This window comes from Pseudonocardia sp. McavD-2-B, assembly GCF_024124365.1.
GTDB classification, from domain to species: Bacteria; Actinomycetota; Actinomycetes; order Mycobacteriales; family Pseudonocardiaceae; genus Pseudonocardia; species Pseudonocardia alni.
In genome coordinates this window covers 18,186-32,876 of the sequence record NZ_JAMXSG010000026.1, presented here as the reverse complement: position 1 = coordinate 32,876, position 14,691 = coordinate 18,186, and the positions used below count along the sequence as shown (strand labels likewise).

The window sequence follows — 14,691 nt, the reverse complement described above, 5'->3', positions numbered from 1 at the left end:
TGCGCGACGACCTCGCCCGCGGTGTCGATCAGCGTGACGGCGGCGCCCCCGACCGGGCGGCCCGCGGCGTCGGTCAGCGTGCCCCGCACCGTGCCGCCGCCGGCGACGGTCACGTCGTGCCGCGCGGGGGAGGCGACGACGGCGACCAGCCCGGCGTCGGGCCCGGCGCCGTCGGTGCGGGTCACCACCAGATAGGTCCCGCCGGTGGTCAGGGCCACGGCGTAGGTGCCGTCGCCGCCGCTGACGGCCCGCCCGTGCTGGCGCCCGTCGAGGTCGGTGACAGTGACGGTCGCGCCCGGCACGGGGGTGCCGGACCGCCCCCGCACGGTGCCGACGACCGCAGGTCCGTCCCGTTCCGGTGTCACGTCGCGACCTCCCAGGTTAGTTGCGCATAGCAACGATAACCCTCCTGGGTGGACGGTGCGTCACCCGCACCGGTGTCGCCGGCCGGTGATCGTGTCGTGTCGCATCCGGGACTTGCGTCACGTGTAACCGGTGGTAACGTTACCGGCGGTTACAGCATTGACGTCGTTGTCTGCGAGGAGTCGACATGACCGCCACCGTTCCGGAGCACGGGCTCGAGACCGGGGACGTCCGGCACGCCGCCGACCGGCACGACACCGCCGAGCGCCTCCTGCGTTCGTCCGCGGAGCTGTCGTTCGACCCGTCCACCCAGGTCGACTGGGAGACCCCGCTGAACCCCGACGACCACGGCATGAGCCCGGAGTGGAGCAGCCTCTACGGCACCGACTACTGGGCGGAGCTGTCCGAGGCGAAGCGCAAGGAGCTGACCCGCCACGAGGCCGCCTCGGTCGCCTCCACCGGCATCTGGTTCGAGATGATCCTGCAGCAGCTGGTCCTGCGGGACTTCTACGCCAAGGACCCGACCGACCCGTCGTTCCAGTGGGCCCTGACCGAGATCGCCGACGAGTGCCGGCACTCGATCATGTTCGCCCGCGGCTCGGCGAAGCTCGGGGCCCCCGCGTACGTCCCGAAGCGCTCCACGGTCGCGCTCGGCCGCTTCTGCGCCGCCACCTGGCGGGGCGAGGCCGCCTACGCCTCCATCCTGGTCGCCGAGGAGGTCCTCGACGTCATGCAGCGCGACTGGATGCGCGACGAGCGGGTCGCCCCGTTCGTGCGGACCATCTCCAACATCCACGTGGTGGAGGAGTCACGGCACATGAAGTTCGCCCGCGAGGAGACCAAGGAGAACCTGCGCGGCGCCGGCCCCGTCCGTCGACACTGGCAGGCGCTGGCCGTCGCGATGGCCGCGTACTTCATCGTGACCAGCATGTGGAACGAGGAGGTCTACGCCAACGTCGGTCTCGACACCCGGCGCGCCCTGCGCGAGGCGGCCGCCAACGAGCACCACAAGGCGCTGCTGCGCTCCTCCTGCGCCGGGCTCATGGAGTTCCTGGGATCCTGCGGCCTGCTGACCAGGCCCGCGCTGTACTTCTACCGTCGCGCGAACCTGATCTGACCCGGAGCCGGCCGTGCCCTTCGCGATCACCCAGACCTGCTGCACCGACGCGTCCTGCGTCGCGGCCTGCCCGGTCAACTGCATCCACCCGACGCCCGACGAGGCGGACTTCGCCACGACCGACATGCTCTACATCGACCCGCGGTCGTGCATCGACTGCGGGGCGTGTGCCGACGCCTGCCCGGTCGACGCGATCTTCCCGGTGGAGAGGCTGAGCGCGTCGCTCGCCGGGTACGCCGAGGTCAACGCGGACTACTACGAGGGCAAGCCGGTCGCCGGGAAGCTGGAGGGCGACTCACCGCTGTTCCACGAGTGGTACCCGCTGAAGTTCACACGGTCGCTTCCCGCGGACATGGCCCCGCTCGACGTCGCCGTCGTCGGGACCGGGCCCGCCGGGATGTACGCCGCCCAGGACCTGCTCCTGCACACGTCGTCGACGGTCACGCTCTACGACCGGCTCGACGTCGCGGGCGGTCTGGTGCGGTTCGGGGTCGCGCCCGACCACCCGTCGACGAAGGGGATCGGGGAGTCCTTCGCCCGCTTCCACACCCACCCGCGGGTGCGGATGCGCCTGGGCACCGAGGTCGGCCGCGACGTCACCGCCGACGAGCTCGCGCAGCGCCACGACGCCGTCATCTGGGCCGTCGGGGCGCCCGTGCCGCGCGACCTGGGCCTGCCGGGGGAGGGGCGAGTCGGCAGCATCGCCGCCGACACCGTCGTGGGCTGGTACAACGGCCACCCCGACGTGCCGCGTGACGCCGTCGACACCGCGGCGGGACGGGTCGTCGTGGTCGGCACCGGCAACGTCGCGATCGACGTCGCCCGGGTCCTCACCGCGCCCGCCGCGGACCTGGAGGGCACCCCGATCGATCCTGCCGCGCTGGCCGCCCTGCGCACCGGTGCGATCACCGAGGTCGTGCTGCTCGCCCGCCGTGGCCCGGAAGCGGTCGCCGCGACCGCGCCGGAGCTGCGCGAGCTGCTGGGCCGCAGCACGGTCGAGGTCGTGGTCGACGAGCACGACCCCCGCATCGCCGAGTCCCTCGACGGCCCCGCCGCGTCCCCGTCGCACGCGCTGCTGCGCGGCGCCCGCCGGGAGAAGATCGACTGGTCGGTGCCCGCGGAGCGCCCGCGGGTGGTGTTCCGGTTCCACTCGGCGCCCGAACGGGTCGACGGCACCACCCGGGCCCGCGGGGTGCACACCGCCGACGGGACCGACATCCCGGCCGACCTGGTCGTGCGCGCCGTCGGGCACCGAGGCCGCCCGGTCGCCGGCCTGCCCTTCGACGACGACCGCGGCGTCGTCCCGCACGACGCGGGCCGCGTCGAGGGCCGTCCCGGCCATTACGTCGTCGGCTGGATCAAGCGGGGCCCGTCCGGGGGGATCGGCACCAACCGCACCTGCGCGGCCGAGACCGTCGGGTCCCTGCTCGACGACGCCGTCGCCGGCCGGCTCCCGTCGCGCCGCCCGGCCTCGCGCCTGGGCGCCATCACCCGGCGGCTCCGCCGGAGCTGACCGCCCCTGGTCAGCGGCTCAGGTCCAGCAATGACAGCGCGCCGCGCAGCACGTCGTCGATCCGCGCGAGCGGGAAGGTGCGGCGCCACCCGTCGAGCCCGCCGCGCACCAGGACCCGCCCGGGGTGCAGGTCGATCCCGTGCAGCCGCAGCGCACCGGGCAGCCCGGGCAGCTCGACCCGGCCCGAGCGGATCGCCGCCAGCGGGCTGCGGTCGACCATCGCCCGCACCGAGCGACGGGTGTCCGCCGACCGGGGTGGCCCCATCCACCGCCCGGCGACGGTCAGACCGATGACCTTCCAGGACAGGGTGTGCCCGTCCACCGACACGGCGAGGTCGGCGGCCCCGAGCCCGGGACGGCGACGCAGCCGGGCGCGGGCGACGCCGTCGGCGTCGACACCCACCTCGACCTGCGGCACGTGCTCCCGCAGCCGCCCGGCGACCCAGTCCGGGTCGAGCTCGGCCTCGATCTCCACCGGACCGGCCACCAGCTCCGGAGCGAGCCCGGGGCGCAGCCGCACGTCCGCGGCGGTCACGGTGAGCCCGCGCAGCACGAGGCCGGGCCGGACGACGTCGCGCGCGGCCAGGGTGACCGTGGCGAACCGCCCGGTCGTCAGCGCCCGGGGACCGAGCCCCGACGACGCGACGGCCGTCGGCACCAGCCGTACCTCCGACCCACGGGAACGCAGCGTCGTCGGGCGTCCGACGTAGCGCAGCCGCGCGGCCTCCAGCAGCGCGCGCAACAGCAGCGCCGACCCGGGCGCCGTGCCCGCGTCCAGCAGGGCCGACGCCGCGGAGACCCCGGCCGGCGTCTCGACTGCCATGGCGCTGGAGGCTCCCTCGGACGGTGGACGGGGTCGGGGTCGGGGTCGGGGTCGGTCCGAGCCTCGCAGGCCCGGCGGCGACCCGCCCGGCCGCGGCCGGGGTGTGCGACGACCCGCACGGCGTGGTCGGCCGGTGGCGCGACGGCGGTCGCGCGGCGCCCGTGCACCGGCACCCCCGGCCGTGCCCGGTCGTCCGGTCTCGGACGGCGGGCCGCACCGGCGGAGCGCGGGGGGATCGTCGTCCTGCCACTGTCCCGCAAGGCCTTCCGAGTCCCGGGAATGGCCTCATCGGGTTGTTTACGGGTGCTCGTGAGAGTGACCGACGGGCTCCGGTCTGGACATGTGCACAGGTGGTGTCGGCACCGTCTGTCATGGCAGTGATGCGCTCTCCGGTCCCGGAGACCGACGTGATCGCCGGCCGCTACATCCTGGCGACCCACGTCGGTATCGGGTCGACGGCGACGGTGTACCGGGCGTGGGACCCGCACGAGGACCGGGTGGTCGCGGTCAAGCTGTTCCTCGACCGCTACGACGCCGATGGCGTGGACCGGCAGTGCCGTGAGCTGCGGACCATGGCCCACCTGGACCACCCGGGCCTGGTGCGGCTCCTGGGCGGGGGCGTCGACCGCGGCCGGCCCTTCCTGGTGGCCGAGCTCGTCGAGGGGGAGACGCTCGCGGCCCGGCTGGCCCGTGGCCCGCTGCCGGTCGAGCGGGCCGTCGCGATCGGCGCCGACATCGCGTCGGGGCTCGCGCACCTGCACAGCCGTGGGGTGGTGCACCGCGACGTGAAGCCCGCCAACATCCTGCTCTGTTCCGACACCGGCCGGGCGCGGCTCACCGACTTCGGCATCGCCCGCGTGCTGGGCCACTCCGTGCTGACCCGGACCGACGCCGTCCTGGGCACCGCGGCCTACCTCGCGCCCGAGCAGGTCGCCGGTGAGACCGTCGGGCTTGCCGCGGACGTGCACGCCCTCGGCCTGGTCCTGCTCGAGGCGCTCACCGGGGAGCGGGAGTACCCGGGGACCACGGTGGAGTCCGCCGTCGCCCGGCTGCACCGGCCACCGCGTGTCCCGGACGAGCTGCCGGCCCGGCTGCACCGGGCGTTGTCCGACTCGACCCGCCGGCACCCGGGGGACCGGCCGGCCGCCGCCGACCTCGCCCTCCGCCTCCGGCACCCCCGACGACCGCCGGAACTTCGGCGAGACGACGGGTCCGGACCGTCGTAGCCTGCGCGGGTGCCGGACATCACGACCTTGATCCTCGACGACCACGCCTGGTTCCGCCGACAGTTCGCCGCGCTGGACGAGCTCCAGGCCCGCGACTCCGACCCCCGTGAGCTCGCCCGCCTCTGGGAGCCGCTCGCCGCGCGCCTCGACGTGCACGCCCTCGCCGAGGAGAAGATCTTCTACCCGCAGCTCCTCGCGCACGGGGAGGACCCGGAGGACGAGACGCTCGACGCCATCGGGGACCACAACGAGATCCGCGACGGCGTCGCGCAGGCCGAGCGCAGCCCGGTCGGCAGCGGCCAGTGGTGGGAGGGGGTGTGGGCCGCCCGCCGCGCCAACGACGAGCACATGGGCGAGGAGGAGAACGAGGGCCTCGCCAACTTCCGCCTGAACGCCACCACCGGCCTGCGCGAGTCGCTCGGCCGGCAGTTCGCCGAGTTCCTCGACGCCCACCCCACCACCGCGGGCCTCGACAACTCCGACAAGGACCCCGAGGCTTACGTCGACGAGGTCCAGGCCGAGATCGACCCGTCCGACCCGACCCGTGACGGTCTCGGCATCGGCAGCCTGAAGGGGAAGTAGACGTGGCCGTGCACGACCACCTCCTGCGGGAGAAGGCACCCATCCCCACGACCGCCTGGAAGGCCGTCGACGACGAGGCGCGCGAGCGCCTGACCCCGCTCCTGGCCGGGCGCCGCCTCGCGGACTGGACCGGGACCGCGGGCTGGCAGACGTCGTCGGTCGACCTCGGTCGCTCGCAGCGCCTCGACGGGCCGCCGCCGGGCGTCGCCGTCGACGGCATCACGGCCCGCCTGCGCCGGGTGCAGCCGCTCGCCGAGTTCCGGGTCCCGTTCACGGTGTCCCGCGACGAGATCGACGATCTGCAGCGCGGCGCGCAGGACCCGGAGTTCGACGACCTCGCCCGCGCCGCCCGCGCGGCCGCCGCGATCGAGAACCGCGCGATCTTCCACGGCTGGCCGGAGGCCGGCTTCGCGGGCATCGCGGACGTCTCGCCCTACGACACCGTGGCCCTGGGCGACGACCCCGACACCTACCCCGGCGCCGTCGCCCGTGCGGTGGACCAGCTGCGCCGCAACGGCATCGAGGGCCCCTACGCGATGGCGATCGCGCCCGAGGGCTACACCCGCATCGTGGAGACCGCCGAGCACGGCGGCTACCCGCTGTTCGAGCACCTGAGCCGCATCCTCGGCGGGCAGATCCTGCGCGCCCACGGCCTCGACGGGGCCGTGGTCGTCAGCCAGCGCGGCGGGGACTTCCTGCTCGACGTCGGCCAGGACCTGGCGATCGGCTACTCCGACCACGACGCGCGCGAGGTGCATCTCTACCTGGAGGAGAGCTTCACCTTCCGCGCCGTCGAGCCGGACGCGAGTGTGCGCCTGCGCTGACCCGCGGACCCCCACCGGCCGTGCCCCGTCGTGATCCGGCGGGGCACGGTCGTGTGCGGAAACTGTGCCCCCGGCAGGACTCGAACCTGCGACCTAGAGATTAGAAGCTTTCACCTATCTGTTTCGATAGCCGGTGAACAGGGATTTCAGTGGCAGAGGGCCGGGCATCAATGGCTCCACGGGTGTGAGTGGGCGCGAGTTCGCGCCACGAATGGCTCCACGCCCGGTGGCTTGGGGCTCGGTTGTGCGCTATGGCGTAGCTTCGGGGGCTCATCCGACTGCCGTGGTCGCCCGGACCCTGTGCCCGCGGACGTCGAGCGCGCTGGTGGTGCGCTATCGGCAGAGAGTGTGTCCTTGGCGGAAGACGAGATCTCGCTGGAAGCCCACATCGCCCTGGTCGAGGAGCTTCCTCACCGCATCGCGACCGTGGTCGCCGCGGGAGTTCTGACCTCGTCGGAGGCGCAGGACGTCGTGTCACGGGCCAGGCTGTTGCTGCAGGCGAGGGTGGCGATCGAGAGCGCTGCCCGAGCCAGGTTCTGAGGTCCCATCGTCTGCATCCCCCATTTGGGGGATTACTGCCATGGTGGGCGTGTCGTTGTTCGGGGCAGGGGCTCCGGAGTGGCGCCCCGCGAATCCCGACCTCGGAGATGCGGCCCCGGACCCGGTCGCCCCGTCGGGCCGACACGAGGAGACCTCGTGTTTCACGGTTTCACGAAGAAGTTCCTGAACGACTCGATTGAGCGCAGCACCGACAACGCGATGGACCGTCGTCGCTTCCTGCGCGCGGCCGGGCTCACCGGTGCGGGGGTTGCCGGTCTCGGTGTTCTCGGCAGCGGCATCGCGTCCGCAAGCGAGGGCGGCCTGCTGGGCGGGCTCGGTCTCGGTGACAGCAGCAGCGAGGACGGCGGAGTCTCCGACGCTGCTGTCCTGAACTTCGCGCTCAACCTCGAGTACCTGGAGGCCGAGTTCTACTTGCGCGCGGTCACCGGCGAAGGTCTGAAGGACTCCCAGATCGACGGCAAGGGAGACCTGGGCGGCGTCACCGGCGGGTACAAGGTCCGTTTCGAGACGAAGATCGGCCGCCAGTACGCCGAGGAGATCGCGCAGGACGAGCGGGCGCATGTCGACTTCCTGCGCTCCGCCCTGGGCGAGGCCCGCGTGGCGCGTCCGGAGATCAACCTGCAGGAGGCGTTCACCGCCGCCGCGCAGGCTGCCGGGGTGATCGGCAAGAACGAGACGTTCGACCCGTTCAAGGACGAGACGAGCTTCCTGCTCGGCGCCTTCATCTTCGAGGACGTCGGCGTCACCGCGTACAAGGGCGCGGCGCCGTTGGTGTCGAACAAGACCTTCCTGGAGGCGGCCGCCGGTATCCTCGCCGTCGAGGCCTACCACGCAGGTCTGGTGCGGACCCTGCTGCTCCAGGGCGGCGCGGCCGACGTGGTCGGGAAGATCTCCGACGCCCGGGACTCGCTGGACGGGCCGTCCGACCTCGACCAGGGCATCGTCGACGGCAACGGCAACGCCAACATCGTTCCGGCCGACGAGAACTCGATCGCCTTCTCCCGCACCCCGGGCCAGGTTCTCAACATCGTCTACCTGAACCCCGAGGCCGTCACGTCGGGAGGCTTCTTCCCCGAGGGCGTCAACGGGACGGTCGACACCAGCGACGCGAACGGCTGACCTCCCGAGATACGTCGCCCGGACACAGACAGAAGGGCCGGTTCGCCACACTGTGGCGTACCGGCCCTTCTGTTCCTCGGGCTGGCTTCGCTCAGCCCTCCAGACCGGCGGTCTGGTCGAGGATGCTCTTCTGCGCCTGCTCGGTCGAGGCGCTGGTGCCCTGCTCGTTGGTCGAGTCGATCGAGTTGTCCTGGACGACGGACTGGCTGCTGCCGCCCTCGGAGTCCTCGTTGGCGAAGTCGCTCAGGCCCAGCACGTCGGAGACGTTGAAGGCGGGGTTGAGCTGGGTCACCGGGGCGAAGCTGGAGCTGCTCTGCTCGGTGGTGGACCCCTGCTCGCCCGACACGGTGCCCTCGGTGGTCTGGGACTGCTCGCGGGTGGAGTCGCCCTCGTCGGCGAACGCCATGCCGGCCACCCCGAGGGTCATCGGAACGGCCATCGCGGAGGCGACGAGGGTACGCACGGACTTACGCATGAATGCTCTCCTCTGAATGTGATGCACAAACGGGGAAGACCGAAGTGCTGAGTACGACGCTATAGGGCAGTCGCTGTTCGGGGCGCCGGGGGTGGGTGGTGAAAATCGCTGTAATGAGGTGAACGAAGTGGTCTCGGTCTGCGAAGCGTCGACCTGCGCGGGGCTGTGAACTGCGAGTATGCGAGACGGGTCGACTCTATATGGATCCTGCTATACGTTTCGGTTCGCACGGATCTGACGTCACTCAATGGAGTGAAAACTGCAAGGTGTCCAGCTGCGAATATTGTGCTGCCGCTGCTTGATGATCGTCATCTGTCGACGTGCAGAATGATCGCGGGATTGACGTCCCCGCGGACGATGGCCGCTGCCAGGTCGCGAAGAGGTTGCCCGCTGCGACGCGCATGGCTGCGCATGCAGGCGAACGCCGTGCCGACGTCCACGCTGCCGTGGGCGGCGAGCATCCCCTTCGCCTGCTCGACGACGACTCGACTCGTCAATGCAGTCCGGAGCTGGCTCGTCTCCACCGCGGTCCGTTCAGACGCCGCGGCTCGAAGCAGTGAGACGGCCGCCGCCTCGACCAGCACCTCGACCACCCGCAGGTCTGCATCCTCTGTTCCAGGCCCGAGCAGTAGTAGTGCACCGAGGGTGTCGCCCCCATGGCGGATGGGCAGAGCCCAGGCAGCGCCGACGCCCGCGGCAATCGCTTTCGTGGCGAACACGAGCCACCGGGATCGCTCGCGCCTCAGGTCCGGGCAGAGGACGGGAAGTCCGGTACGGGCACATTCACCGCCGGGCCCCTGGCCGAAGCCGGCCGACAGTGCTTCGAGGGGCTGCGCGGGGCCGGATCGCACGACGCCGCGCACGGCGCCCTCCGACAACATTGCTGCTCCCGCCGGTAGCCCGGAGACGCGGTGGACGGACTCCACGAGGTCTGTGAGAACAGGACCGGGGGCGCCGTCGTTCATCGCAACGAGCCTGAGTACAGCGGCTCCGACGTCTGCTGGAGTGTCCATCAGACAGTGTTCGAATGCTCACGCTGGTCCGGTTCTTGTTCCATACCCGGAAGACAGCTTGCGCTGTCCCGGAAGCCGACTCCGGCTTGAGGCGGAGGGGCTGACCGGGGCCGAATTGAGCGTCCCTCCGACGTAGCTCCGCGACCTGACGCGTGGGACCTCAGCGGAACGCGACGTGACGGCCGCGGCGGGTCGCCCGCTGGGTGTCAGCCGATCTACGCCGCGCGGCTCGTCGCCTCGTTGTCGTCGTGGGCGCTCGTCGAGAACGCGCCAGGCGTATCGTCGCGGGTGAACCGGTACAGATCCGAAAGGGCGACCGTTCATCATGGTGGAGGTAGCGGCCGGTCACGGTCGACGCGCAGATGTGTGGTTCAACGAGGCCAACCTGCGGCCTGTACTCGACCGAGCTGCCAACGAGGTCGGACTGGGTCACCCCGCAGTCGAACTGATCAGGATCGGGTCGAACGCCGTGTTCCGCCTCGGAGGCGGCGTCGTGGCGCGTATCGCTCCATCTGCTCGGTTGTTGGACAACGCGCGGCGGCAGATCGGCGTCGCCCGTTGGCTCGCCGATGCCGAGTACCCGGCAACGCGGGCAGTCGCAGTCAAGCAGCCCGTGGAGATCGACGGGGTGGTGGTGACGTTCTGGGAATCGATCTCCAGCCAAGAGGTCTACGCGCCGCTCGCGGACGTCGGACGCCTGGTCCGACGGCTGCACGACCTCCCGCAGCCGCCGGGACTCACTCTGCCGACTCTCGCGCCCTTCGGGCTTCCTGGCGACCCCCTGCCGTCGTTCGTGGGGCTGGACGATGCGGACGCCGCGTACTTGCGATCGCGAATAGCTTGGTCCCGGGAGGCGTTTCCCGACCTGCCCTTCACGCTGCCGGCGGGGCACGTTCACGGTGACGCGAACGTGGGAAACGTGATCTGTGACGACTCGGGTGCGCCCGTTCTGATCGATCTGGACAGTTTCTCCGTTGGCGCACGCGAGTGGGACCTCATTCAGACGGCACTGTTCTACGACCGCCTCGGGTGGCATGACGAGTCCGAGTACCGTGATTTTGTCGAAGCCTACGGATATGACCTCATGGAGTGGGGCGGATACGGGTCCCTCGCCGACATGCGTGAGATCGCGATGACGACCTGGATCGCCAAGAAGGCGGCCACATCGGCCGGAGCAGCAGTCGAGGCGGCGAAGCGCGTCGCCGCGATCCGGACCGGCGGGAGCAGGCAGGACTGGGGCGCCTACTGACCGTTCGGGGTCCATAGGGCGCTCGTTCGGGCACCCTCCACGAAGTCGCGGACAGCCGCGCTGCGCGCGTGCCTGGTGAGGCGCTGCCGGAACTCCCCGACATACCCCCGGCACCGTGCAGAGTCCAGGCCCTCGCCGACGGCGAGCGCCTTTGCCGCCACCCGGCACCCCTCCTCGACGTCCCCCGCGTCGAGATGAGCGTCGGCGAGCACCATCGCCACAAAGAAGTCGCTACGCAGGTAGTCGCCCGATGCCGAGGCCAACGCCGTCGTCGCGTGCACTACGGCTTCCTGTGGCCTGCCGAGGTCGCGCTGGCAGTGGCCCAACTCCGCCGCGAGCTCAGCCGCGTCGAAGTAGCCGATCCACTCCGGCCCGTCTCCGGAGACGTGGCTCCCGAAGTTCTCCACCGCGGCGTTCATCGCCCGGTCGCAGGCGTCGGCCTCACCGAGTCGTGCCAGGGCCCGGGCCTCCATGATGTGGAAGTGCGACCGCAGGATCGGGACGCTCACCGACTCGGTTCCGAGACGTGCGGCCCGGGCCAGGTTCGCCGCTTCGCGGTGGCGGCCGACGAAGCTGGCCTGGTGGCTCATTGCGTCGAGCAGGCTCGCGGCGAGGAGCCGGTCACCGCCCGCGTCGGCGAACCCGAGAGCCTGGATGAAGTAGCGCTGCGCAAGCCCATGGCTTCCGGCGTCGTACGACATCCATGCGGCGAGCTGTGTCGCCTCACCCGCCGCGACAAACAAGGCTCGCCGGACGTCCGGCTCGGCACGGGCGCGGAGCAGGCGCGGCAGCTCCCCGCGTAGGTACTGGACCAGAGCGGTCCGCGCGTGCGCGCCGCCGAACGTGCTGTCGAGCCGGTCGAAGGTCCCCCGCATGGTGCGCAGTCGCTCGACGTCGGCCATGCCGACCTTGCGTGGCCCGGCGCCGTCGCTGAGCTGCTTCTGCGCGCCGACGAGCCAGGCCACGGACGCCTCATTCCACGCCGCCACGCTGGTGGGTGCCTCTGCGACGGCCGCGGCCCCGGTCAGGTCGGCCTCCAGCAGCTCGGCGACGTTGCCGACGCCGTCGTCGGGTCGCTCGGGATAGGCGAGCCCCAGATCGGGCGATGTCGTGACGAGAGTGCGGAACCCGAGTTCGTCAGCATCGATGCGACGACCCAGACGAGTGCAGAGCGCTTCCCGGATTCCCTCCCTCGTCGCGTCATCGCGCGGAGTGACTCCGGAAAGCCACCGGCTGACATAGGTGTGGTTGTAGGACCGGCCGGCCGTGCGTGCGGCTTTGGATTCTGAGACGGCGCGGGCGAAGCGCTTCCGGCCGATCTCGCCGGCTCTGTCGAGAAAGCCAGCCTCGATCATCAGCGCGGCGAGTCGCTGGTTCGCAGCCACCATTCACCACCCCGTCCCGCTGTGCCTGCCGTACCAGTGTGCCCCCTTGTGTGCCCTCCCGGATGTCTTTCCGGAGATCCACGCTCATGTCCATGAAGTCCTCTGGATCCATCCCTTCCCACAGGAGCAGCTCATGAGCATCGCGGAACGCGGTCCCGCGCGGCCGTCCTTCTACACCGCGGCCGAGACGGCGGAGATCCTCCGCCTCGACGAGTCGACGCTGTACCGGCACCTCCGGAGCGGTTCGTTCCCCGGGGTCAAGATCGGCGGCCGGTACGTCGTGCCGAGCGCGGTGATCGACCGGCTGGTCGACGACGTGCTGGTTACCGGTCGGTGCGTCGACCTCGGGGCCTGGACCGAGGAGTGGCGCCGTCAGCAGGCCACGGCGAGCGCCGCTCTCCCCGGTGCTATCGCCCGCCTCGCGGGTGGGGGCGCGTGATGGGCAGCGTCGGAGTTCTGATCTTCGGTGCGGTGCTGGGGGCCTTCATCTGCGCGAAGGCGCGGGTCGCGATCGGTGCGGTCGCCTTCTCCTTGATCGCGCTGGTGCTGTTCATCGCCACGCCGGTCGGATCCGGGCTGCCGGAGGCGATCAGCACCTTCGTCTCGGCGTTCGACCAGGCCGCCACCCCCGCCCTGAACGGCGCGGAGTCCGCGGGGGCCGGGTCATGAGGGCGGCCGCGGCTTCCGGGGTGAGGGACCTCGCCCTCACGGCCGGGCGGGCCGAGAGCCCGGGCGGACCCGCCTGCGGCGGGGCGGAGGGCCGTCCGGCCCGAGTTTGGCCCGGCCTCACTCAGATTAGGAAGTGGTCCAGCGCGGCCGGGGTGGTCGCGTCGCGTGTCGAGGACCGGGCTGTGACGGGGTCCTGGTGCGGTGTCGGGGTTGGCTGGCATCGAGGAGGACGTCGGGATGGGTGCAGTGAAGACACTCTCGCGTGGGGATCGGAACCGGAACCTGCGGTTGCAGCAGCTGCGGGAGCTGGTCCCGGTGACCAGCGCGGTGGTGGGGATCGATCTGGCCGACCGCAAGCAGGTCGCGGCGGTGATCGATCACGACTCGAAGGTTCTGGCCCGCCAGACCCGGTTGTGTCGGGCGTGGGAGCTGGGAGAGCTGCTGGACTGGGCACTCGCGGTGGCGCGGGAGGCCGGGTTCTCCTCGGTGACGGTGGCCTGCGAGGCGACCGGGCATCGGTGGCGGATCGTGGAGAAGCAGGCTGCCGAGCGTGGGCTGAGCATGGTGTGTGTGCTGCCGCTGCTGGTGTGGCGGGCCCGCGAGCAGGAGGACCTGACCCGGGACAAGTCCGACCCGAAGGACGCGATGTTGATCGCGCGGTTGGCCTGTCGCCTGCACTGTTATGTGCCCGAACGCAGCGACGAGACGTGGTCGCGGCTGCGGCATCTGGGGGCGCGGCGGTCGAGGTTGCTGACCGAGTCGACGGCGTGCGCGCATCAGGTCCGCGAGCTCATGGAGAGCGTGTGGCCGGCGGTGTTGGAAGCGGCGCGCCGGCCGGTGGAGTCGGCGTCGTGGTGCGCGGCGATGGCGGTGGTGATGCGCCGCGCGGTCGGCGGGGACCTGTCGCCGGTGCGGCGGATGGGGCCGGCCAGGTTCGTCGCGGCGGTGCGCCGCGAGCTGGTCACGTGGGGGTCGGCACGGATCTGTCTGCGGATCGTGCGGGCGGTGTTCGAGCGGCTCGACGACGTGGTGGGGATGGTCTCGCATCGGCATGGCGCGTTCGAGCGGGCCGGGTTCGTGATGGAGGACTGGCGCTCGGCGCAGACCCGGCTGGCCGAGGTGGCGGCGCGGATGGTCGCGATCCTCGACGAGCTGGAGTTGGTCGAGCTGGTGTCCTCGATCCCGGGGGTGTCCCCGCTGGGGGCGGCGACGGTGCTGGCCGAGACCGGGGACCCGGCCCGGTTCACCTCGGCGCGGGCGTTGGTCAAACACGCCGGGCTGTGTCCGCGCGACAACTCCTCGGGAACCTTCCAGGGTCGGGGTCGGCTCTCGGGACGCGGGCGCCCGGAACTGCGGGTCGCGGCGTGGCGGGCCGGGTGGGGAGCCCAGCACGTCAACCCGGTCCTGGCCGAGCGGTATCGGCATCTGACCCGCCGCGAACGCAACCGGCTGCACCCGGCCCAGGCCCGGGTCGCCTGCGCGGCGAGCCTGCTGCGCTGGCTGCATACCGTCGTCGTGCGCAGAGTCCCCTGGGACGCCGAGGTCGCGGCCGGACGCCGGGTCCCGACCGACCGGGCGGACGGGCGGATCGTGCTGGTCGGGGCCGCCGCGGCCTGACCTGTGTTCTTCGTCTGTCCCGGTTCGGGGCGGGCGACCGTGACGGCCCGGCAGTCCAGCCGGCGCCCCGGGTGAGCAAGCTCGTCTCACTCAAGGAGACATCCCCTGTTCACGGCCCGACCCGGGCCGGTGGTGGTGATCTCGACCTTGATCCT

At 71.6% G+C, this 14,691-nt stretch carries 16 protein-coding genes; 11 read left to right on the top strand and 5 right to left on the bottom strand.

Translation table 11 applies throughout. The annotated features are described in order from the left end of the window. Positions 1–365, bottom strand: a 365-nt coding sequence (locus tag NH602_RS06445) for a carboxypeptidase-like regulatory domain-containing protein (protein WP_253067297.1), incomplete at its 3' end; no start/stop codon positions are given. A gap of 185 nt (positions 366–550) precedes the next feature. Between NH602_RS06445 and NH602_RS06440 the strand changes: the two genes are divergently transcribed. Both NH602_RS06440 and NH602_RS06435 read left to right on the top strand, forming a co-directional pair. Further along, positions 551–1,480 (top strand): diiron oxygenase, encoded by a 930-nt coding sequence (locus tag NH602_RS06440; protein WP_100879939.1) that lies wholly within the window; start codon positions 551–553, stop codon positions 1,478–1,480. 13 nt (positions 1,481–1,493) lie between these two features. After that, positions 1,494–2,993 carry an FAD-dependent oxidoreductase gene (locus tag NH602_RS06435; RefSeq protein WP_179760787.1) on the top strand — a complete coding sequence of 500 codons (1,500 nt, stop codon included), beginning with the start codon at positions 1,494–1,496 and terminating at the stop codon, positions 2,991–2,993. 10 nt (positions 2,994–3,003) lie between these two features. On the opposite strand, the gene NH602_RS06430 is transcribed toward NH602_RS06435, so the two are convergent. Next, positions 3,004–3,816 (bottom strand): hypothetical protein, encoded by an 813-nt coding sequence (locus NH602_RS06430; protein ID WP_179760786.1) that lies wholly within the window; start codon positions 3,814–3,816, stop codon positions 3,004–3,006. Positions 3,817–4,196: 380 nt separating this feature from the next. Here NH602_RS06430 and NH602_RS06425 point away from each other — a divergent pair, with 380 nt between their 5' ends. The 5 genes from NH602_RS06425 to NH602_RS06405 all read left to right on the top strand — a co-directional run bounded on the left by NH602_RS06425 (position 4,197) and on the right by NH602_RS06405 (position 8,128). After that, complete coding sequence (locus tag NH602_RS06425; protein WP_073577178.1) at positions 4,197–5,042, top strand: serine/threonine-protein kinase; 846 nt, start codon at positions 4,197–4,199, stop codon at positions 5,040–5,042. 9 nt (positions 5,043–5,051) lie between these two features. Continuing rightward, complete coding sequence (locus NH602_RS06420) at positions 5,052–5,624, top strand: hemerythrin domain-containing protein (protein ID WP_062400887.1); 573 nt, start codon at positions 5,052–5,054, stop codon at positions 5,622–5,624. Positions 5,625–5,632: 8 nt separating this feature from the next. Next, on the top strand, positions 5,633–6,448 hold the full coding sequence (locus NH602_RS06415; protein ID WP_253067296.1) for a family 1 encapsulin nanocompartment shell protein: 816 nt from the start codon (positions 5,633–5,635) through the stop codon (positions 6,446–6,448). A gap of 354 nt (positions 6,449–6,802) precedes the next feature. Continuing rightward, positions 6,803–6,988 (top strand): hypothetical protein, encoded by a 186-nt coding sequence (locus NH602_RS06410; protein ID WP_253067295.1) that lies wholly within the window; start codon positions 6,803–6,805, stop codon positions 6,986–6,988. Positions 6,989–7,144: 156 nt separating this feature from the next. Beyond that, the gene (locus tag NH602_RS06405) at positions 7,145–8,128 is read left to right on the top strand and encodes a ferritin-like domain-containing protein (protein ID WP_374210137.1); all 984 of its coding nucleotides are present in this window, start codon (positions 7,145–7,147) and stop codon (positions 8,126–8,128) included. Between the two features lie 91 nt (positions 8,129–8,219). On the opposite strand, the gene NH602_RS06400 is transcribed toward NH602_RS06405, so the two are convergent. Both NH602_RS06400 and NH602_RS31200 read right to left on the bottom strand, forming a co-directional pair. Beyond that, positions 8,220–8,603 carry a hypothetical protein gene (locus tag NH602_RS06400; protein WP_253067294.1) on the bottom strand — a complete coding sequence of 128 codons (384 nt, stop codon included), beginning with the start codon at positions 8,601–8,603 and terminating at the stop codon, positions 8,220–8,222. Between the two features lie 308 nt (positions 8,604–8,911). Then, positions 8,912–9,568: an ANTAR domain-containing protein gene (locus NH602_RS31200; RefSeq protein ID WP_256493998.1), complete on the bottom strand. Its 657-nt coding sequence runs from the start codon at positions 9,566–9,568 to the stop codon at positions 8,912–8,914. A 412-nt stretch (positions 9,569–9,980) separates the two neighbouring features. Here NH602_RS31200 and NH602_RS06390 point away from each other — a divergent pair, with 412 nt between their 5' ends. Further along, positions 9,981–10,865, top strand: a complete 885-nt coding sequence (locus tag NH602_RS06390; protein WP_253067292.1) for a phosphotransferase — start codon at positions 9,981–9,983, stop codon at positions 10,863–10,865. Here the strand turns inward: NH602_RS06390 and NH602_RS06385 are convergent. Then, positions 10,859–12,250, bottom strand: a complete 1,392-nt coding sequence (locus tag NH602_RS06385; RefSeq protein WP_253067291.1) for an XRE family transcriptional regulator — start codon at positions 12,248–12,250, stop codon at positions 10,859–10,861. The genes NH602_RS06390 and NH602_RS06385 overlap by 7 nt on opposite strands. A 133-nt stretch (positions 12,251–12,383) precedes the next feature. On the opposite strand from NH602_RS06385, the gene NH602_RS06380 reads away from it, so the two are divergent. The 3 genes from NH602_RS06380 to NH602_RS06370 all read left to right on the top strand — a co-directional run bounded on the left by NH602_RS06380 (position 12,384) and on the right by NH602_RS06370 (position 14,536). Further along, complete coding sequence (locus tag NH602_RS06380; RefSeq protein ID WP_253067290.1) at positions 12,384–12,689, top strand: helix-turn-helix domain-containing protein; 306 nt, start codon at positions 12,384–12,386, stop codon at positions 12,687–12,689. Then, positions 12,689–12,919: a hypothetical protein gene (locus NH602_RS06375; RefSeq protein WP_253067298.1), complete on the top strand. Its 231-nt coding sequence runs from the start codon at positions 12,689–12,691 to the stop codon at positions 12,917–12,919. Before NH602_RS06380 ends, NH602_RS06375 begins: the two co-directional genes overlap by 1 nt. Positions 12,920–13,156: 237 nt before the next feature. Continuing rightward, positions 13,157–14,536: an IS110 family transposase gene (locus tag NH602_RS06370; protein ID WP_253067289.1), complete on the top strand. Its 1,380-nt coding sequence runs from the start codon at positions 13,157–13,159 to the stop codon at positions 14,534–14,536. Positions 14,537–14,691: the final 155 nt, after the last annotated feature.

Excerpts from the sequence above, each read along its gene's own strand:
- NH602_RS06440 (WP_100879939.1), top strand. The coding sequence starts at position 551 with ATGACCGCCACCGTTCCGGAGCACGGGCTCGAGACCGGGGACGTCCGG.
- NH602_RS06430 (WP_179760786.1), bottom strand. The coding sequence starts at position 3,816 with ATGGCAGTCGAGACGCCGGCCGGGGTCTCCGCGGCGTCGGCCCTGCTG.
- NH602_RS06425 (WP_073577178.1), top strand. The coding sequence starts at position 4,197 with ATGCGCTCTCCGGTCCCGGAGACCGACGTGATCGCCGGCCGCTACATC.
- NH602_RS06400 (WP_253067294.1), bottom strand. The coding sequence starts at position 8,603 with ATGCGTAAGTCCGTGCGTACCCTCGTCGCCTCCGCGATGGCCGTTCCG.
- NH602_RS31200 (WP_256493998.1), bottom strand. The coding sequence starts at position 9,568 with ATGAACGACGGCGCCCCCGGTCCTGTTCTCACAGACCTCGTGGAGTCC.
- NH602_RS06380 (WP_253067290.1), top strand. The coding sequence starts at position 12,384 with ATGAGCATCGCGGAACGCGGTCCCGCGCGGCCGTCCTTCTACACCGCG.
- NH602_RS06375 (WP_253067298.1), top strand. The coding sequence starts at position 12,689 with ATGGGCAGCGTCGGAGTTCTGATCTTCGGTGCGGTGCTGGGGGCCTTC.
- NH602_RS06370 (WP_253067289.1), top strand. The coding sequence starts at position 13,157 with ATGGGTGCAGTGAAGACACTCTCGCGTGGGGATCGGAACCGGAACCTG.